This is a genomic window from Streptomyces shenzhenensis (assembly GCF_021462265.1).
Lineage (GTDB): Bacteria > Actinomycetota > Actinomycetes > Streptomycetales > Streptomycetaceae > Streptomyces > Streptomyces shenzhenensis.
Window position 1 is genome coordinate 1 of sequence record NZ_JAJONF010000052.1, and the last position, 19,241, is coordinate 19,241.

Annotated in this window: 14 protein-coding genes; 5 read left to right on the forward strand and 9 right to left on the reverse strand. The window is 70.7% G+C overall.

Annotated elements, in window-relative coordinates; translation table 11 throughout:
* The first annotated feature begins 51 nt into the window (after positions 1 to 51).
* On the forward strand, positions 52 to 1,746 hold the full coding sequence (locus LQ326_RS39980; RefSeq protein WP_234543985.1) for an aminotransferase class V-fold PLP-dependent enzyme: 1,695 nt from the start codon (positions 52 to 54) through the stop codon (positions 1,744 to 1,746).
* Positions 1,747 to 2,246: 500 nt separating this feature from the next.
* On the forward strand, positions 2,247 to 2,555 hold the full coding sequence (locus LQ326_RS39985; protein ID WP_234543986.1) for an MFS transporter: 309 nt from the start codon (positions 2,247 to 2,249) through the stop codon (positions 2,553 to 2,555).
* A 19-nt stretch (positions 2,556 to 2,574) separates the two neighbouring features.
* On the opposite strand, the gene LQ326_RS39990 is transcribed toward LQ326_RS39985, so the two are convergent.
* The 4 genes from LQ326_RS39990 to LQ326_RS40005 all read right to left on the reverse strand — a co-directional run bounded on the left by LQ326_RS39990 (position 2,575) and on the right by LQ326_RS40005 (position 10,376).
* Positions 2,575 to 3,582: a hypothetical protein gene (locus tag LQ326_RS39990; RefSeq protein WP_234543987.1), complete on the reverse strand. Its 1,008-nt coding sequence runs from the start codon at positions 3,580 to 3,582 to the stop codon at positions 2,575 to 2,577.
* Between the two features lie 33 nt (positions 3,583 to 3,615).
* Positions 3,616 to 6,438: a WD40 repeat domain-containing protein gene (locus tag LQ326_RS39995; RefSeq protein WP_234543988.1), complete on the reverse strand. Its 2,823-nt coding sequence runs from the start codon at positions 6,436 to 6,438 to the stop codon at positions 3,616 to 3,618.
* 475 nt (positions 6,439 to 6,913) lie between these two features.
* On the reverse strand, positions 6,914 to 8,197 hold the full coding sequence (locus LQ326_RS40000; protein WP_234543989.1) for a hypothetical protein: 1,284 nt from the start codon (positions 8,195 to 8,197) through the stop codon (positions 6,914 to 6,916).
* A gap of 772 nt (positions 8,198 to 8,969) precedes the next feature.
* Positions 8,970 to 10,376 carry a DEAD/DEAH box helicase gene (locus LQ326_RS40005; protein ID WP_234543990.1) on the reverse strand — a complete coding sequence of 469 codons (1,407 nt, stop codon included), beginning with the start codon at positions 10,374 to 10,376 and terminating at the stop codon, positions 8,970 to 8,972.
* Between the two features lie 572 nt (positions 10,377 to 10,948).
* Between LQ326_RS40005 and LQ326_RS40010 the strand changes: the two genes are divergently transcribed.
* The 3 genes from LQ326_RS40010 to LQ326_RS40020 are packed head-to-tail and all read left to right on the forward strand — an operon-like array spanning position 10,949 to position 13,172.
* Positions 10,949 to 12,013: an aromatic ring-hydroxylating oxygenase subunit alpha gene (locus LQ326_RS40010; protein WP_234543991.1), complete on the forward strand. Its 1,065-nt coding sequence runs from the start codon at positions 10,949 to 10,951 to the stop codon at positions 12,011 to 12,013.
* Positions 12,010 to 12,225 carry a hypothetical protein gene (locus tag LQ326_RS40015; RefSeq protein WP_234543992.1) on the forward strand — a complete coding sequence of 72 codons (216 nt, stop codon included), beginning with the start codon at positions 12,010 to 12,012 and terminating at the stop codon, positions 12,223 to 12,225. Before LQ326_RS40010 ends, LQ326_RS40015 begins: the two co-directional genes overlap by 4 nt.
* An 8-nt stretch (positions 12,226 to 12,233) precedes the next feature.
* Positions 12,234 to 13,172 (forward strand): PDR/VanB family oxidoreductase, encoded by a 939-nt coding sequence (locus tag LQ326_RS40020; RefSeq protein ID WP_234543993.1) that lies wholly within the window; start codon positions 12,234 to 12,236, stop codon positions 13,170 to 13,172.
* 153 nt (positions 13,173 to 13,325) lie between these two features.
* Here LQ326_RS40020 and LQ326_RS40025 read toward each other — a convergent pair whose 3' ends face one another.
* The 5 genes from LQ326_RS40025 to LQ326_RS40045 form a co-directional block, all read right to left on the reverse strand.
* Positions 13,326 to 13,526: a hypothetical protein gene (locus tag LQ326_RS40025; RefSeq protein WP_234543994.1), complete on the reverse strand. Its 201-nt coding sequence runs from the start codon at positions 13,524 to 13,526 to the stop codon at positions 13,326 to 13,328.
* Positions 13,523 to 15,667, reverse strand: a complete 2,145-nt coding sequence (locus tag LQ326_RS40030) for a discoidin domain-containing protein (protein WP_234543995.1) — start codon at positions 15,665 to 15,667, stop codon at positions 13,523 to 13,525. Before LQ326_RS40030 ends, LQ326_RS40025 begins: the two co-directional genes overlap by 4 nt.
* Before the next feature lie 98 nt (positions 15,668 to 15,765).
* A complete protein-coding gene (locus LQ326_RS40035) occupies positions 15,766 to 17,370 on the reverse strand; it encodes a glycoside hydrolase family 13 protein (protein ID WP_234543996.1) in 1,605 nt (534 codons plus the stop codon).
* A gap of 31 nt (positions 17,371 to 17,401) precedes the next feature.
* Positions 17,402 to 18,283 (reverse strand): carbohydrate ABC transporter permease, encoded by an 882-nt coding sequence (locus tag LQ326_RS40040; protein ID WP_234543997.1) that lies wholly within the window; start codon positions 18,281 to 18,283, stop codon positions 17,402 to 17,404.
* Complete coding sequence (locus LQ326_RS40045; protein WP_234543998.1) at positions 18,280 to 19,236, reverse strand: carbohydrate ABC transporter permease; 957 nt, start codon at positions 19,234 to 19,236, stop codon at positions 18,280 to 18,282. Before LQ326_RS40045 ends, LQ326_RS40040 begins: the two co-directional genes overlap by 4 nt.
* Between the last annotated feature and the right edge of the window lie 5 nt (positions 19,237 to 19,241).

The window sequence follows — 19,241 nt, forward strand, 5'->3', positions numbered from 1 at the left end:
GGTCCACAACACCCTCCACCAGCCACCGGAGACCGCCATCGAGCTGGCACCGTGAGCACCGCCTCGGCACCGACCGTGTCCGCACTGCTGGAGCGCATCCGCGGCGGCCTGATCGGCGACGACGAGGTACTGGACGGTCCCTACGGCCCGAAGCGCATCGTCTACGCCGACTACACCGCCTCCGGGCGCTCCCTGAACCTCGTCGAGGACTTCGTCCGCGAACAGGTGCTGCCGTGGTACGGCAACACCCACACCGAAAGCTCCAGCACCGGGCTGCAGACCACCAGGCTGCGCGAGGACGCCCGCAGGATCATCCGCGACGCGGTCGGCGGCACCGAGGACGATCTGGTGATCTTCTGCGGCTCCGGCGCCACCGCCGCGGTCAACAAGCTGGTCGGCATTCTGGAACTGCGCCGCCCGGACCGGCCGCCGCCGGACGAGCGGCCAGTGGTGTTCCTGGGCCCCTACGAACACCACTCCAACGAGCTGCCGTGGCGGGAGTCGATCGCCGACGTCGTCGTGATCGACGAGGATCCGGACGGCCACATCGACCTTGCCCGGCTGGAGACGGGGCTACGGCGTTACGCCGGCCGCCCGCTGCTGATCGGCAGCTTCGCCGCCGCCTCCAACGTCACCGGCATTCTCACCGACACCGACCGCGTCGCCCGGCTGCTGCACGCGCACGGCGCCCTGTCCTTCTGGGACTACGCGGCGGCGGCACCGTACGTCCCGATGCGGATGGCCGAGAGCGCTCCGGGCGCCGGGGACCACAAGGACGCGCTGTTCCTGTCCCCGCACAAGTTCGTCGGCGGCCCGCAGACCCCGGGCGTGCTCGTCGCGCGGCGCGAACTGGTGCGCAACCCGGTGCCCACCGCGCCCGGCGGCGGCACGGTCGCCTTCGTAGATCCACGCGGCCACCGCTATCTCGAGGACCCGGTGGCCCGCGAGGAGGGCGGCACCCCGGCGATCGTCGAGTCCATCCGGGCGGGGCTGGTCTTCGCCCTCAAGGCGGCCGTCGGCACCGAGACCATCCAGGCTGCCGAGGAGCGCCACTGGCGGCGCGCGCTGGCGCACTGGGACCGCAACCCCCGCATCGAGATCCTCGGCAACCACCACGCCCGGCGGCTCTCCATCGTCTCCTTCCGCATCCGCCACGACGAACACACCTACCTGCACCACAACTTCGCCGTCGCCCTGCTCAACGACCTCTTCGGCATCCAGGCCCGCGGCGGCTGCTCCTGCGCGGGCCCCTACGGCCACCGCCTGCTCGCGATCGACGCCTCCACCTCCCACGCCCTGCTCGACGAGGTCGTCCAGGGTTGCGACGGCATCAAACCCGGCTGGATCCGCCTCAACTTCAACTACTTCATCAGCGACACCGTCCGCGACTACCTCATCGACGCCGTCGGCCTGATCGCCCGCCACGGCCACCGGCTCCTCCCCGACTACCGCTTCGATGCGCACACCGGGCAGTGGCACCACCACAACAGCCCCGCCGACGCTCCGCTGCGACTGACCGAGGTGCGCTTCGGCACGGACGGACGAATCTCCGCTCCGGCCGTCCGCCACCGCCGGCTGGGCGAGGAGGCGCTGGCCGGTCAACTCGACGCCGCCCGCGCGGTGCTGGCCGCCGCGCCCGACCGGCTCGACGACGGCCCCACCGGACTGCCGGCCGACTTCGAGCGCATGCGCTGGTTCCCGCTGCCGCCCGCCTGCGTGGAACAAACGCGCGCCGACACCGGTTGAACCGAGCAGACAGAGATACCCCACCCTCGACTGCAGGTAGCCGTGCGGGCGGAGATGGACCGGGACGCGGTGTCCTGGTGCCGGGGCCCTTTGCGGTCCGCCGCGGGCGGAGCCAGGCGCGCTGGCCACTTTGGCCCTGCTCGCGTTCTACGCGGGCTTCCCCGCAGCCATCAGTGCCTCGGCCATCGCAGCCCGCACGCTCCCGGACTGAGAACGCACACCCTGCGTCCCAGGGCAACCGTCCGTTCCAGGAGTCCCGATGACCACGGACGAGGGCCGGACGGTTGGCCCATGGCCCCGGCAGCCGGCTCCCTGCCGGACGCTCCGCTCCAGCGACGACGGCCGACCGAGGTCGTTCAACGTGGAGACGACCGGCAAGAGACCGGTGATCCACCACCACGCAGACGACGCCATCATCGCCGCGGTCGTGGCGCTCCACCGCAGGCCTCGGTGATGGTGTTCTTCCTCGCGGGGGCCAGCGCGCCACTCCGCTCTACACCATGTACCAGCAGGAGTGGCACTTCTCACCGATCACCACCACAGTGATCTTCGGCGTGTACGCGGTGGCGATCCTGCTGGCCCTTCTCGTCGTCGGCTCGCTGTCGGACCATGCCGGCCGCCGGCCCGTGATATTCGGTTCCATCGTCGCCCAGGCGGCAGTCGTGGTCTTCGCGGGCGCTGACGGCGTTCCCGCTCTGCTGTGCGCCAGGATCCTCCAAGGACTCGCGACGGGCACGGTCGGACGCTGTACGCCCTGTTGGTTCCACGTCCTGATCTTCACTGGTTTGCCAGAGTCACCGTCCTCGTGATCGATAGGACAACGGCTTCTTATCGAGTCGTCGGTGGTCCCTGCTTCCATGTTCTGGGGTCGACCTCCACGAAGTTCGGGGTCGCGGCGGTCACCGCCAGCCCCCTGCTCGTACGTGCTTGGTATCCGGGCACGTAGGCAACTTGATAGGCACCCAGGGTCGGCTTGTTCGTCGTGTCGTCGATCAATCCTGCCGTGATCTCGAATGGGTGGCCCTTGCGGTTGATGGTGAGGTGGTATGTCCGGTCGTCGACATGGACGGTCATGTCGAAGTGGAAGCGGCAGTAGTACCGGCTGGTGTGGGTGTACAGAAGGAAGGTCTGTGGTTCGCCGGGCAGAATCGCCACCGTGTGGTCGAGGAAGTAGCCACCGCCCAGTTTCATGGTGTCCCCCGAGAAGGCTCGTGGCACCGGGTGCGGAGAGTCGAGGTCGAAGCCGATTCCCACGTCGCTCTCGCCGCCGTTGCCCTGCGGCGGATCGAAGAGGACAGTGCCGGACAACGGCGCCGTGCAGGTCTTGATGACCCGCACGTTCGTGACGTAGGCCGTCGCGTGGCCGGGATTGCGCACCATGACCTGCACGGCCGATTCGTCCGGGAGGACGCCCGGGCCGGTCAGGCTGTTGGTGTCGGCCTCGATCTGCCGTTCGGTCGGATGCACCGGCTGTGCGAAGACGACCGTGCCGCCACCGCCGATGCGGATGGCCGCGACCGAGGCGATCGCCGGCTTCGGCGGCGGGGGGGCACTGGTGAACAGCGCCATGACGTGATGACCTACCCAGCCTGTGGCACTCTCCGCCGAGCCGGTCAGCACGGTGCCGATGCCCGCGGTGACCGCCGCTGCCAGGAACACGGCGGGCTTGGTGAGTTGGCGCTTGGCCTTCGGCCAGAAGCCGCTGGGGGTACTCGGCGCGGTCCCGCCGCCGCGTCGCGCCGCGGCAGCCGCCTGCCGGCGCCGGGCGCGGCTGCCGGCGGACGTGTTGTGTCGTCCCGGCTGGTACGCGCCCCAGTTGGACGTGCCTCGTCGCATCCGCATTCTCCCTCGTTCGTTCGTGCGGGCCGGTCAGCCGTCTCGGTCGCAGAGTGTGTGGTACGGGGTGGACGAGCCGACGTACTGGGCCCAGGCCGTACGGGTCAGCCCGCTGCCGGCCAGGGCGCACACCCGTGTGACCCAGCGTTCGGGGGTGATCGACCAGAAGTACGTGTTCTCGGCGTGCGGATGGTCGCCGAGCATGCCACCGGTCGCGGTCAGCAGTGTCCCCGAGGGATCCCAGGCCACGTCGACCGCCGACTGTCCGCTCGGCAATTCGAAGGCTGGATACGCTAGTTGACCGTCTGCCGTGCGGTACACCAGCACCTTGCCGACGCCGTCTCCCACGGCCAGATAGCGCCCGTCAGGGCTGTAGGCGAGGCTGGTTGCGGCGCCGGGCAGACGGATGACCGGGGCGTCCGGCAGGCGCCGGCCGGAGTGGTTCGCGAAGCTGACGGTGTCGTCGGTCGTGAGTACCGCGACACGCGAACCGTCCGGTGCGTACGCCACTCCATAAGCCCACCGGTCCAGAGCAACGCTGTCCACGTGACGGGTGCGCAGGTCGACTCTGACCAGCCGGTTTTTGACGGCCACGTCGTACGTCCCCGAGGAGCCCACGGTGAGCAGGGCCGATGTGCCGTCGGGACTCAGCGCGAGTCCGCCGGCTCCGACCGTGCCCGTGCTGACGCGCAGGGCGAGGCGCCAGGTACGGGTCGACCAGGCGGCGATCTGGCCGGAGCTGTCCCGGGCGACCATGAGGTGCAGCCGGTCGTCGAACAGTACGGACACTGCGATGTTCGGCGGCAGGTCCGCGTCCGTCACCATCGTGTTCGCATCGCCGGGGAAGACGATGTGCCGTAGCGCCTTGCCCGTCCTGGCGTCCCAGACGAGCACCGTGGCGCGGTAGTCGGGGTCCTGCCCGGCGACGGCGGCGAAGGATGTGGTCAGGGCGCCCGCGTTGGCGTAGAACTCCGATCCCTTCCGCCACCAGTCGGCTCCCGGCAGGAAGGTGCGGCGGGTCTTGGTGGTGGACTCGTTGCGGCCAGGGGCGGCACGGTCGGGGCGGACGGTGTACAGGCCGGTGGTCCAGTCGTGGCCGTCGAGGCTGTTGAGCAGCAGGTCGCCTCGGCTGTCGTAGGCGAGGACGGTGGATGCCGCGCCTGTGGCGGGGGCCAGGCCCGCACCGTCGACGTCGAGGATGGTTACGGTGTCGCCCGCGCCGCCCACCACCAGATAGTGCCCGTCCGGGGTGGTGGAGCTGGCGAACTGCCCGGCGTATCCGCCTTGAGGGCGTGAGGTGGTCACGCCGCCGTCGGCGCTGACGAGGTTGACCCCGCGGTCCGTGCCCACCGCGAGCGTGCCGTCGGACCGGCTGGTGAGGGCATCGACCGCGGTGGTGATGCCTGCGTAGGGATAGGTCTCGTGGTGGGTCGTGCCCAAGGTCCACAGGGACAAGCCGGCTGGTGAGCCCACCGCCGCGGTCAGCGTGCCGGTCGAGTTGTCGGCGGTCAGCGAGCTGATCGGGCCGCGGGCCTGCCCCGCACTGAGCACGTTGGCCGTGCGGCGCGTCTTGAAATCGTAGGAGACGATGCCGTAGTCGTCGGTGGCGATCAGGAGGCTCTCCGAGGCGTACGTGCTCCCCGTGGTGTAGGGATCGCTGACGGCTACGGGGTTGACCATCTGGTGGCCCGGGGCTTTCAGAGCGTCGTTGGTTCTGGTCAGGGCCTTGTGTGTCCTGGTGTCCCACACCCGTAGCTCGCCATCGCCTGCGATGCGGTAGACCTGGGTGCCGTCGTGGCTGAAGCCGAGGCCGACGGTCCGTCGCTCGCTGCCGCCGAGATACTGCATGCGGAGCCGCACGGGAGTGCTTGTACGGGAGAGGTCGCCCGTGCGCCACAGCAGGACGTCGCCGTCGCTGTCGGCACCGGCGAGCAACGGTGCCGCCGGATCGCATGCCAGTGCGACGATGTCGGATGTGCCGCTCACTCGCCCGAGAGACGTTCCGTCCCACGAACTCCACGCTCGAACGCCCCCGTTGGGCCCTGCGGTGAAGGCCATCTGCCTGCCGTCGTCCTGGGCTACGGCGTCGAGCGTGCCCGTGCCGGTGTTGAAGCGTCGGGCGACGTACTGTTCATCCTCACTGAGTTGCCTCAGCAGTCCCGCAGTCTGGTCGCTGGGATCCAGCTGGTGGGCGGCGAGGGCGAGTTGCGCCGCGAGTTGAGGGCTCTCCGCGGCGACACCGAACGCGCGGGCGGAGAGCCGGGCGGCGACGGCGGAGCGTTCGTCGCCGGCATGCCAGCCGGTCAGGTTGAGGACGAGCAGGACCAGCGCGGTCGCGGTCATCGCTGCGACCAGCCCCGTGACCAGGGTCCGGGAGGACGAGACACGCCGGCGCAGCCACGGCAGGACTGTGATGGGCCGCCGGGACACGGTGCTGGCGCGGCGGAAGCTCACCTCGGCATCCGCCAGGGCTGCGGCGAACGCCTGGCCCAGGTCGCCGCCGGCTGTGTGCAGCGGCTCGCCGTCCATGTTCTCGGCGGCCCAGAGCACGCTGCGGCCCTGCGCGGCGAGCGCACATGCCGCCCACGCGGCCTGAACGGCGCGGGCGAACTCCTCTGTGGGGCGCAACAGCGCCATGCGTTCGGGATCCGGATGCAGGCCCGGCGGGCCGCCGTCCATCACCGCGAACATCAGGCGCGTCCCGCCGTCCTCCCCGGCGGCGACCACGTGTTCCACCTCCGCCACCACCACGGGGCGCCGGCCGCCCGCGAGCGCCAGGAGGGTCATCGCGGCGAGCGGCTCAGCCGGATCCTGCTCTCCGTCCGCGAGTTCCCGCAGCACAGCAGCCAGAGCCAATGACGCATCGGACGGCATGCCTTCGGAAGCGTCGAGCGTGTCCGTCGCGCCGAATGTACGGAGAGACGGCGCCGGAGCGGACAGGGGAAGGACCGTGTCCGGTGGCGACGTGGCGAGGGCCGGTTCGGTCGTGGGTGTGAGCCCAGCAGGGGCTCGCTCCACGGCGTCGTCCGTGGGGAGGCGCTGATCCGGCGCCGCCGTCGGCGTGAGGAGACGTGACCTGCGCCAGTAGTCCAGCGCGGGCGCCAAGCGGGCCCGGGCGTCGCCCGGTTGGGACAGTACCCTGGCCGCGGTGATCACGGCGGATGCCGCCTCGGCGTCGGCGGGCGGGACCTGTTCCCGCACGCGGTCGAGTGCGTCGGGCGCTTCGACCCCCTGCGCGAGCGCCGCGCGACACAGGTCGAACAGCTGCGCCGCTGAGACGGGTAGTGGCTCGGCGTCGGGCACCTCTTTGCCCGCGCTTTCCTGCTCGGGTTCACGTCTCTGCCTTGTGATCCGCATGGTGGTTCCTCCCCCGACCGGGTCGCAGGCCCGGTCGCCTTCGGCCGTACGCCCGCCGCTTCAGCCCGTGGGGGGCGAGCTGCCGTACGTCGACCAACCCGCCGTGACGGAAGGTGAGTTCGACGGCCTCGCTCCTGGTCACCGTGAACGCGGTGGCGTGCAGTGCGGCCGGGATGTGCCACGGGCTGTTGCCGCGGTCCTTGTAGTAGCCCGGGTCGGTGTACGGCGAGCTGATCTCGGTGCTGCTGTCCTCGCCCCACAGGGAGTCCGCGAGGCCGGTCAGCGGCCAGAGCGGGCCCGTGATCGATGCGTCACGGCCGTCCGCCGTCACGGGATACACCGTGGTGGCGTCTGCGGGGGCGGTGACCGATGTCGTCCCGGCTTCTCCCGACGGACGGCAGCTGCCCGTCTTCGCGCAAGCCGGCGATACTGGGGAACTCTGAACCGTCAGCTTGATCTGCGGATCGGTGCCGGGCTGTACGTGCCCGTCGGCCACCGTGGCGTCGACCAGCAGACCGCCGTACGTACCGTCGGGTGGCGCCGCGGACGGAAGCGCGGGAACGGTGCCCTGCGGTGCCGACGCGGTGGTGGCCGTGACGATGTTGTCGCGCTTCTCGACGAGCCGGTCCTTGGTCCCGTACCAGTAGCGGCGCAGGGGGAACCCGGCTCCGAACGCGGTGGAGAACACACCGGTGTTCTCATCGGTCTCCAGCATGCCCTGGGTGAAGCGTTCGCTGAGGTAGATCCCCGGGTTGATGGAACTGCTCCCGGAACCGGACGACACCAACTGCCCTGTCTTGCGGGGCAGTAGGAGCCCCCAGCCATCCGGGCCGTTGCCGAACGCCACGGCATTGCCCGAACCGTCCCCGGTGAACGGGCCGTTGACGATGAAGACCGCGTCGGCCGACCCCGACGGTGTCGCGCCCTGGACGCTCACACCGTGCTCGTCGTAGCTGCCCGGACCGTCGGCCACGTCCTTCGGATAGACGGACTGGGCGAGTTCCCGCCAGCCGGAGGCCGTGCGCCGCCAGAACGTGATGTGTCCGTGCTCGTCATAGCACGCGGCTTCGTACCCACCAGGTGTCCGAACGACCACAGGTGTCAGCGGTGACACCCGCGCCTTCAACTCCTTTTTCGCGACCGCCGGGTCGACCTCGTTGCCGGCCTTGGCGGCACCGACTGTGACCGTGTTCGTCCTGGTCAGGTGTACGACTCCCCAGGTGATCCCGCAGGTTGCGAGCACCAGCGCGGCGACCACGACCGCCCAGCGCCGACCCTTTGTTTTGGAACCCGATTCCCCCATAAAGGCGCCCCCGACCCCTATGTCAGGTCCGTCCGCTGGACCTCAGAGACCAAACTATGGCTTATCCGCCTCGTGTTGTGGGTGCCGATGCCGAAATCCGTTCCATGGGTCGCATGACTTGTCATGCCCGTGTATGACGAGTTGCGCTGTTGGGACTGCGAACGGTTCGACCATGGAAGACGCCCGGCCTACCTCAAGTTCCCGAACTCCGGCCCTCATCAAGGCAGCCGACCTTCCGGCATGCCGGACCGACTGTGTCTGGACCGGCTCGCGCCGGCCGGGCCGGGTGCGACGGGCCACGAGGACGACGCCCGCCGGCGGCCCGCGGCTACGGAGGAGGGGGCCGGCCGGGTCGTGCCGAACGTGCTCGAGTCGTTGTCCTCGGCAGAGCGGGCGACGTTCGTGCTCCGCGTCTGCGGCATGGCCGAGGGAACGGTCGCCGGCATCGTGGGCCGTACGGAGCCCGAGGCCGCGGAACTCGCCGATCGTGCCCGGCGCTGGCTGACGGTGCAACGCTCCCGGCCCACGACGCCACAGCAGCAGGAAGCCCTGGCTCGCGCCGTCCGCGAGGCCTGCCTCACCGAGGACGCCGAACGGCTTGCCTCATTGCTGTGCCCGGACGTCACCGCGTTCTTCGACGGTGGCGGCAAGGTGCGGCCCCTGACCGGGCAGGTCCACGGCAGCCGGCAGGAAAGCGCCAGGTTAAGCGCAGTCCGGGAATCCGGGCTCAGCCGCCGCGCCGCACCCGGGCGGCCTCGCGGGCCTCCGCGAGCTTGCGGGCCTCGCTGCTCTTACGGGACGGCCTGCCACCGGAGCCGCCCCTCGCGTCCTTGGTGCTGCCCAGGCCACGGAACGGGGCGTTGTGGTTCTTGGGGCGCGGTGCGGCCGCCCCGCGGTCGAGAGGCTTTCCGGAGGGGGCCTTGGCGCCGGTGATGCGGCTCAGCTCCGCCTCTCCAGACCGGACTTTGGTGACCTCGGGGGTGACATGGGCGTCGGCCATGACCTGACTCGTCTCGCGGCGCTGTCCCGCGAGGACGAGTGTCACGACGGTGCCGGAGCGGCCGGCCCGGGCGGTGCGGCCCGCGCGGTGCAGATAGTCCTTGGGGTCGGCGGCCGGGTCGACATTGACCACGAGGTCGAGGTCGTCGACGTGCAGGCCGCGTGCGGCGACGTTCGTCGCCACCAGGGCACTGACCTGCCCGTTCTTGAACTGGGCCAGGGTCCGGGTGCGCTGCGGCTGGGACTTCCCGCTGTGCAGGGCGGCGGCCGCCACACCGCTGGCCCGCAGATGCCGCGTGAGCTGGTCGACGCCGTGCTTGGTGTCCAGGAACAGCAGGACGCGGCCGTCCCGGGCGGCGATCTCCGTGGTCACGGCGTACCGGTCGGGACCGTGCACGACGAAGACGTGGTGCTCGATCGTGGAGACCGCGCTGGACGAGGGGTCCACGGAGTGGACGGCGGGGTCGCGCAGGTAGTCCTGGACCAGCTCGTCGCGGTCGAGGGTGGCGGAGAACAGCATGCGCTGCCCGTCGGGTCGCACCTGGTCCAGTATCTCGGTGACCTGCGGCAGGAACCCCATGTCACACATCTGGTCGGCCTCGTCGAGGACCGTGATGCGCACCTGTCCCAGCCGGCATCCCTTGCGGTCGATGAGGTCGTGCAGTCGGCCGGGCGTGGCGACGACGATCTCGGCGCCGTCCCGCAGCGCGGCGGCCTGCCGTCCGAAGGACACTCCGCCCACCACGGTCGCGAGCCGCAGCCCCAGCGCTTCGGCGTACGCGGTGAGTACCTCACCGACCTGCTGCGCCAGCTCCCTGGTGGGTACCAGAACGAGCGCCAGCGGCTCCTTGGGCTGTGCGCGCCGCCCGGCCGTCCGGGCGAGCATTCCCAGGCCGAAGGCGAGTGTCTTGCCGGATCCGGTGCGGCCCCGGCCCAGGACGTCCCGCCCCGCGAGCGCGTTGGGCAGGGCCGCCGCCTGGATGGGGAAGGGCACCCTCACACCGTGCTCGGCTAGCACCCGCAGGATCTCGGCCGGCAGCCCCAGCTCCGCAAAGGACGCCGCCGGGGGCAGAGCCTCGGTGGCGCCCGACACCTCGTCCTGCTGCTGGGCATCGACCCGTGCTGATTCGCTCATAGAAAGCCTTCCTCCAAAGGGACCGTACCGAGGAAGGCGCGGCAGGGACGCGGCCGCCGGCCAGGGACCCGCACCGGGCACCGACACAGCGACGCTGCAAACGCTCCACGCTAGCACGGAGCGCACCGGCCGCCCGAGCCTCCCATGGCCGCGCCGCTCAGCCCCGGAACGACAACTGGACCCGCCTGTGCCGACCGTCTCGTGCCGACCAGTAGCCGTTGGGACGGTTTACCAGATGCAGACCAGGAGCCTGCCGGTGACCACCCTTCGACTGCGGCAGCCGCTCACGCAACCCGGCTGCATGACCCAGCCGTATGCGGCCGGGTAATTGCCACAATGAAGCTAGATCGGTCATTCGTCGCAAGTCATCGACGCTGCGGCGACACGAGCAGCAGGCGAAGAACGGAAGAAATGGCGGCACCCTCCATCGAGGTCGAGCACCAAGGCATATTCAGATCAGCCCTCTGAACAGGCCTTCTATGTCAAACCTTCCGTGAGGCGGAAGCGGTATTGCGTCCCCCGGAGCCCGTCCAGACGATGTCGCCACGACCCAACGACGGGAGCCGAACGCCATGCCTCACATCACCGCTTTTGCCAGGAACCAGTGGTACGTCGCCGCCTACAGTCACGAGGTCGGGCGCGAGTTGCTCGGGCGGACGGTCCTCGGGGAACCGCTCGTGTTCTACCGGGCGGAGGAGGACGGCTCGCCCGTGGCCCTCAGCGACCGCTGTGTGCACCGCCGTTACCCGCTGTCGGAGAGCGGTCTGGACGGCGACCGGATCGTGTGCGGGTACCACGGGTTCACCTACGACCGGACCGGCGCCTGCGTGTACGTGCCGGGGCAGAAACGCGTCCCGCGCACCGCCCGGGTCGCCTCCTACCCGGTGGCCGAGCAGGACTCGCTGGTGTGGGTGTGGGTCGGCGACCCGGCCCTCGCCGACCCGGACACCATCCCGCGCGCCCGCCACCTCGACTCCCCCGGCTGGGTGACCGTGCGCGGCATGGAACCCATCGACGCCGACTACGGCCTCCTCGTCGACAACCTCCTCGACCTCTCCCACGAGACCTACCTGCACGGCGGCTACATAGGCACCCCCGAGGTCGCCGAGACGCCCATCACCACCGAGGTCGACGAGGGCGCCGGGATCGTACGGGTCAGCCGGCGCATGGACGACGCCGAGTGCCCGCCGTTCTACGCCCGTTCGACCGGGATCGACGGCCGGATCACGCGCTGGCAGGACATCGAGTACCACGCGCCGTGCCTGTACCTGCTGCACAGCCGCATCGCGCCGGTCGGCGTGCTGCCCGAGGCCGACGGCAGCGACCCGAACGGGTTCCACACCGAGATCACCTACGCGATCACCCCGTCCGCGGACGGCAAGGTGTACGACTTCTGGATGGTCTCCCGGGACTGGGCGACCGACGACGCCGAGGTCACCGAGTTCCTGCGCGGCAACAACCACACGGTGGTGATGCAGGACGTGGACGCCCTCAATCTCCTCCAGCGGACGCTGGGTTCGGAGCGGGCCGGTTACCAGGAGCTGAGCATCAACATCGACACCGGCGGGCTCGCCGCCCGCCGTATCCTCGCCCGGCTGGTCGAGGAGGGCGACAAGCCCGTGGAGAAGGCCCTGTGACCACGCCGGCCGGCAGGGCCCGCGAGACCGGCGGCACCGGCAGGCCCGGTGGGACCGGCGAGATCTACCGCGTCGACTGGCTGCCGGGCACCGACGTGCTGCACGGCACCTGTCACTGCGGTGCCGAGCACACCGCCCAGGACCCGGTCGGGATGTGGGAGTGGATGCTCGGGCACCCCGAAGGCCACCAGCCCCCGGAGCGCACCCCATGAGCCTCCCCATGAGCCTGTACGAAGCCGAACTCGTCGTCACGGAGCGCGTGTCGGCGGCCGAGGGAGTCGTCGCCCTGACCCTGCGGCATCCACTGGGCGAGGAACTGCCCGGCTGGGATCCCGGCGCGCACGTCGACGTCGTACTCGGGCCTGAACTGGAGCGGCAGTTCTCGCTCTGCGGCGATCCCGGCGACCGCTCCGGCTGGCGGATCGCGGTGCTCAGGGAGCCGGACGGGCGCGGCGGATCCGCGTACGTCCACGAGCGGTTGGGCGTCGGTGACAAGGTGCGGGTGCGCGGGCCGCGCAACCACTTCCGGCTCGAATCCGCACCGCGCTACCGGTTCGTCGCGGGCGGCATCGGCATCACCCCGATCCTGCCGATGCTCGCCGCCGCCGAGGCCGCGGGCGCCGAGTGGACGCTGCTGTACGGCGGCCGGACCCGGCGGTCCATGGCGTTCACGGACGAGCTGGCGCGGTACGGGGACGGACGGGTCAGCGTCGCCCCGCAGGACGAGACCGGCCTGCTGGACCTGGCCGCCGTGCTCGACGACGTCCCGGACGGCACGCTCGTGTACTGCTGTGGTCCGGGGGCGTTGCTGGACGCGGTGGAGGAGCGCTGCCCGGCCGGGGTGCTGCGGGTCGAGCGGTTCCAGCCGAAGGCCCGGCAGGGCGGTGCGGAGCGGGAGTTCGAGGTCGTGCTCGCGCGGAGCGGTCGTACGCTCACCGTCGTGCCCGGCGTCTCCGTGCTCGACGCCGTCCGGGCCGCGGGCGTCGAGGTGCTCTACTCCTGCACCGAGGGCACCTGTGGGACGTGCGAGACGGATGTCCTCGAGGGCGACCCCGACCACCGGGACTCGGTGCTCACCGAGGCGGAGCGGGCGGCCGGGGAGACCATGCTCATCTGTGTGTCGCGCTGCCGAGGGGCGCGTCTGGTGCTGGATCTGTGATCCGCGGGTCCGCCTCGATCCGCGCCGCCGCCGGCAGGTGCGGCAGCAGATCGCGGCGGGCCGCCACGGTGGGCCTCCGGCCGGAGTGCATCGCGAGACTCACCCCGGCCACCGCTCGGCCGCTTTGGTCCCGGACCGGGGCGGCCAGTGTCGTCACCCGTCCTCCCGGTCGCCGTCGAGCAGCACGTACGCCTCGGCGCGTGCGGTTTCCGTCCGGCGGGCCGCCATCGCGCGGTCCACCGCCGTCGCGCGCGCCGGGAAGCGCGCCCTCACCGCGACGGCCGCCGCTGCCCATGTGTACGAGCAGATCCAGGCGGCCGAGCGCGGGCTGCCCCGCAAGGCGGACACCGTCACGACGTCAGATACGCCTCCACCTCGCTGAACTGGCCCGCCGGCCAGCCGTCGTTGGCGGTGACGGTCAGCCGCAGATAGCGCAGGCTGGTGGAGCTGGGCAGGGGCACGGTGACGGTGTTGCCGCTGGCCGGGTCGAAGCGGTACCCCGTGGAGCCCACCACGGTCGAGTAGTTCGACCCGTCGGTGCTGCCCAGCACGGTGACGGTCTGGGTGCGGGCCGCCCAGGCCGGGGACGGGGGCAGTTTCAGCACCAGCCGGCGGGCCGCGTAGGCGGAGCCGAGGTCGATGGTCAGGGACTGCGGGAAGGCGTTGTTGGTGGACTCCCAGTAGCTGTTCGCGTCGCCGTCGACGGCCTTGCCGGGCGTGTAGACGTCCTGCGAGCCGGTGGCGGTCGCCGGGCGGCCCGCCGCGAGGTTGCGGTTCGGGTCCGGGTCGGGGTTGCCCTGCCCCGGCGTCGGCCAGCTGGAGCAGTCCGACCAGGTGCCGGCCCACCCGGAGTTGCCGCCGGCGTCGGTGAGCGCGAAGGAGCCGGAGTTGGCCGGGTAGGGGCAGTTGTAGACGCCTGCCGCGCCGACGCCGGTGGCGGTGACGTCGCGGAAGGCGGCGGCGCCCTGCGCCTCGGCCTGGACCACCACCGTGCCGGTGTTCCGCACGGTCGCGCCGGTCACGTTGACGTTCCGGACCGGGTACCCCTGCCCGCCGCCGGAGACGAACTCGAAGGCGCTGTAAGGGCTGTCGGTGATCGTGGTGTTGGTGATGTTCACGGTGGCGTTGATGGCGCTGTCGTAGGAGTCGACGCGCAGTGCGCCCATCGGGTGGTTCCAGTTGGGGTTCATCGCACCGGTGCGCACCAGCGTGTTGCCGTCGACGGTGATCGTGCCGGACAGCGGGGAGAACGGGTCGGCGAACTTCTGGTTGGAGATGGCGATACCGCTGCCGAGGGCGTTGGTGTCGGAGATCAGGTTGTTCCGCACGGTGATGTCGGTGCCGCCGTAGATGGCGATGCCGTTGGCCAGGTTCGGCTGGGAGATGGTGTTGCCGGTGAAGCTGGAGTCGGTGTCGGGCGAGTACAGCGACCACATGGCGAGGGAGTCGTCGCCCTGGTTCCGCAGGAAGTTGTTGCGGACCTGGACGCCGTGGGCGGTGCCGTTGAGGTTGAGGCCGTCAGCGGTGGTGTCGAGGATGCGGTTGTTCTCGACGACGAGGTTGTCGTTGTCGCCCATCAGCCAGAACCCGCACTTGAGATGCTGGATCCACATGCCGGACACCGAACTGTTCGGCCCGAGCGAGCCGTTGACGAAGTTGTCCGGATTGGAGTCGACGCGTTCGGTGACCTCGCCGATGACCGCGAAGTCGTTGATGTGGACGTTTCCTGAGGAGCTGGACTGGTCGATGAACCGGGAGGTGTGCACGACCGAGTACCAGCTGCCGGCGCCCAGCAGGGTCACGTTCTGCACGCCGCTCAGGGAGGACGTCAGCCTGTAGTCGCCCGGCGGGATCCACACCGTTCCGCCCTGGGCCGCGGAGATGGCGTCCCGGAAGGCCTGGGTGGAGTCGCCGTTGCCGCTGGGGTCGGCGCCCTTGGAGACGACGGAGACCGATCCGGCGGGCTGCGAGGCGGCCGCGGCGACCTGCTCGAAGTCGGCCACGTCGACGGTGACCTGGGTGCCGGTGGACTCGAAGGCGACCTTGTCGCCCGCCTGGACGTTCTGGCCGAGCAACAGCCGGGCGTTGTCGAAGAAGTGGTGCTGCTTGGCGCCCGCGATCCAGCCGGTGTCGACGTAGGAGTACTTGGAGGTGACGGCCAGGGTCTTCGCCAGTCTGACCCCGTTGACGTACACGTTCAGCGTGCCGGTCTGGCCGTCGGGGACGCTGTAGGCGAGGTTCACGGCGTTGGCCGCCCGGGGTGCGGTGAACTCGACCCGTTGTCCGGAGGTCAGGCGCACGGCCTGGCGGCCGGAGGCCTCGGAGGCGAGGGTGCCCTGGGTGTAGTCGGGGCCGATCCTGGTGCCGGTGGTGGCCGCCGACTCCGCCTCTACGGAGGTGAAGGGGAGGCTGGCGCCCGCTGCCGCGTGGGCGGCGGGCGCGAGGGCGACGAGCATGCCGGCGGCGAGGGCGACAGCGGCCGCCAGTGCTGGCATGCTCCTGACAGTACTGGCTGTGGTGCGCTGCATGTCCGATCCCTTCGGTGTGGGGGAAAAGGGGGATGGGGCGGGATGGGGCGAGCGGGACCCGCGGCTCAGTCGGTCAGCCAGGCCGCCGTGTCCCGCGGCAGCCGGCCCGCGTCGTCCAGGGGGCCGCTGCTGAGCAGGAGGCGGGCGTGGCCGGGGAGTTCGGCGGGGGTGGCGGCGAGGTTGACCACGCAGGTCAGGCCCGCGCGGGTGAAGGCGAGGACGCCCTCGGGGGCGGGCAGCCAGGCCAGCGGGGAGTCGCCGAAGCGCGGGCGCAGGGCGAGGGCGCGCCGGTAGAGGGCGAGCATCGAGTCGGCGTCGTCCCGCTGGCGGTCGACCGCGTACGACTCCCAGCCGGCCGGCTGCGGCAGCCAGGGCTCCTCGCGCGAACCGAAGCCGGCGTACGGCGCCCCGGCCGACCAGGGCAGCGGCACCCGGCAGCCGTCCCGGCCGGGGTCGGTGCCGCCGGACCGGAAGTACATCGGATCCTGGATGCGGCCGGCCGGGATCTCGGCCTCGGGGAGCCCCAGCTCCTCGCCCTGGTAGAGGTAGACCGCGCCGGGCAGGGCCAGCGACAGCAGGGCGGCCGCGCGGGCCCGGCGGGTCCCGAGGGCGAGGTCCGTCGGGACACCGAAGGCCTTGGCCGCGAAGTCGAAACCGGTGTCCTCGCGGCCGTACCGGGTGACCGTGCGGGTCACGTCGTGGTTGCAGAGCACCCAGGTGGCGGGGGCGCCGACCGGGGCGTGCTCGGCGAGGGTGGTGTCGATCGAGGTGCGCAGCCTGGCCGCGTCCCAGGGGCAGGACAGGAAGGAGAAGTTGAAGGCGGTGTGGAGTTCGTCGGGGCGCAGGTAGCGGGCGAAGCGTTCGGCGTCGGGGAGCCAGACCTCGCCGACGAAGACGCCGCCGTAGGTGTCGGCCACGGCCCGCCAGGAGCGGTAGATGTCGTGGAGTTCGTCGCGGTCGACGAACGGGTGCGGGTCCGGGTGGGTGGCCAGGTCGGGCAGGTCCGGGTCCTTGGCGAGCAGGGCGGCCGAGTCGATGCGGACGCCGGCCACGCCCCGCTCGAACCAGAAGCGCAGGATGTCCTCGTGTTCCTGGTGGACGGCCGGGTGGGCCCAGTTGAGGTCGGGCTGTTCGGGGGTGAAGAGGTGCAGGTACCACTCGCCGTCGGGCAGCCGGGTCCACACCGGTTCGGTGGAGCCGACGAACTGCGACGGCCAGTCGTTGGGCGGCAGGGCGCCGTCCGGGCCGCGGCCCGGACGGAAGTGGAACAGGTCGCGCTCCGGGCTGCCCGGCCCGGCGGCCAACGCGGCCTGGAACCAGGGGTGCTGGTCGGACACGTGGTTGGGGACGATGTCGACGATCGTCCGGATGCCCAGCTCCCTCGCCTCCGCGATGAGCTTCTCGGCCTCGGCGAGGGTGCCGAAGGCCGGGTCGATGGCCCGGTAGTCGGCGACGTCGTAGCCGCCGTCCTTCATGGGTGACGGGTACCAGGGGCTGAACCACAGGGCGTCAACGCCGAGTTCGGCGAGGTACGGCAGCCTGGCACGGACGCCCGCGAGGTCGCCGGTGCCGTCGCCGTCGTTGTCGGCGAAGCTGCGGACGTACACCTGGTAGATGACGGCCGAGCGCCACCAGTCGTGGTCCTTCAGGGCATGGCTGGGCTGTCCCACTGGGCGAACCTTTCTGTCGGAGGAAGGGCCGTCAGCCCTTGGTGCTGCCCGCGCTGATCCCGGCGATGATGTGCCGCTGGAAGACGAGGAACAGCGCGACCATCGGGATGCTGGCGATCACCATCGCGGCGATGAGCACGGTGAGCTGGATGTTCTGCGACAGCTGGACCAGGGCCACGCTGATGGGCTGCTTGTCGGTGTCGGAGAAGACCATCAGCGGCCACAGGAAGTCCTGCCAGACCGCGACCAGGGCGAAGATCGAGACGACCCCGAGGACGGGGCGGGACATGGGCAGGACCACGGACCAGAGGATGCGCAGTCTTCCGGCGCCGTCGATCTCGGCGGCCTCCAGCACGTCGCGGGGCAGTTGGTCGAAGAACCGCTTGAGGAGATAGAGGTTGAAGGCGTTGGCGACGGCCGGCAGCCAGATGCCGAGCGGGTTGTTCAGCAGACTGGTGTGGATGAACGGCAGGTCGGCGGCGGTCAGGTACTTGGGTACGACCAGGGCCTGGGCCGGAACCATCAGGGTGGCCAGGATGCCGCCGAGGATCACCTTGCCGAAGGCCGGCTTCAGCTTCGACAGGGCGTAGGCGGCGGCCGTGCAGAACACCAGCTGGAAGGCCCAGGCGCCGGCGGCCTGCACCACCGTGTTCCACAGGTGCTCCGGAAGCTGCATCAGGTCCCAGGCGTCGGTGTAGCCGGACAGGTGCCAGTGCTCGGGGACGAGGGTGGGCGGGGTCCGGGCGACCTCGTCCGGTGACTTCGCCGCCCCGGTCACCATCCAGTAGACGGGGAAGAGGAAGGCGAGCGCGAAGAGCACGACGACGCCGGTGAAGACGGTCCAGTAGACCGCCCTCCCGCGCGGCCGGGCCAGGGTCGCCGGGGAGATCAGGGTGCGGGTGGCGCTGCTCATCCGTCCTCCCCGGAGCGGGTCAGCCGCAGGTAGCCGGCCGAGAAGATGCCGAGCAGCACCAGGAGCATCACGCTGAGCGCGCAGGCGCCGCCGAAGTCGTTGTAGAGAAAGGCGTACTTGTAGATCAGGTAGAGCACGGTGACCGTGGCGTTCTCCGGGCCGCCCCCGGTGATGACGAACGGCTCGGTGAACACCTGCATGGTGGCGATGATCTGAAGGAGCATCAGCATGAGGATGACGAAGCGGGTCTGAGGAACCGTCACATGTCTGATGCGCTGGAGCAGGCCCGCGCCGTCCAGTTCGGCGGCCTCGTACAGTTCGCCGGGGATGGACTGGAGGGCGGCCAGGTAGATCAGGACCGTGCCGCCCATGTTGGCCCAGGTGGCCACGATCACCAGGGAGACGAGCGCGGTGCCGGTGCCGTTGGTCCAGTTCGAGGTGGGCAGGTGCAGGAAGCGCAGGGTCTCGTTGGCGAGGCCGGCGCCTGGGTCGTAGAACCACTTCCACAGCAGGGCGCTGACCACCGGCGGGATCATCACCGGGAGGTAGACCACGACCCGGAAGAACGCCTTGGCATGCCGTAGTTCGTTGAGGACCAGGGCGAGGACGAACGGGATCGCGAAGCCGATCAGCAGGGCCAGCAGGGTGAAGGTGAGGGTGTTGCGCCAGGCCGCCGAGAACTCCGGGTCGTGCAGGACCCGGGTGAAGTTGGCGGTGCCGACCCACTCGGGGGACGAGCCGGGCGTGTACTTCTGGAAGGAGATCACGACGGCGCGGATCGCCGGGTACCAGGAGAACAGGGCGAAGCAGATCAGTCCGCCGAGCAGGAAACCGTAGGCGCGGGCCTGGTCGAGCAGCCGGCGCCGCCTCCGGTCCCCTGCCGGGGGCGGCGCCGGGGCCTGTCGGGCGCCGGCCGCCGCGGGGGCCGGGCGCGCTACGGCCGTCTTGGTCATCGCGG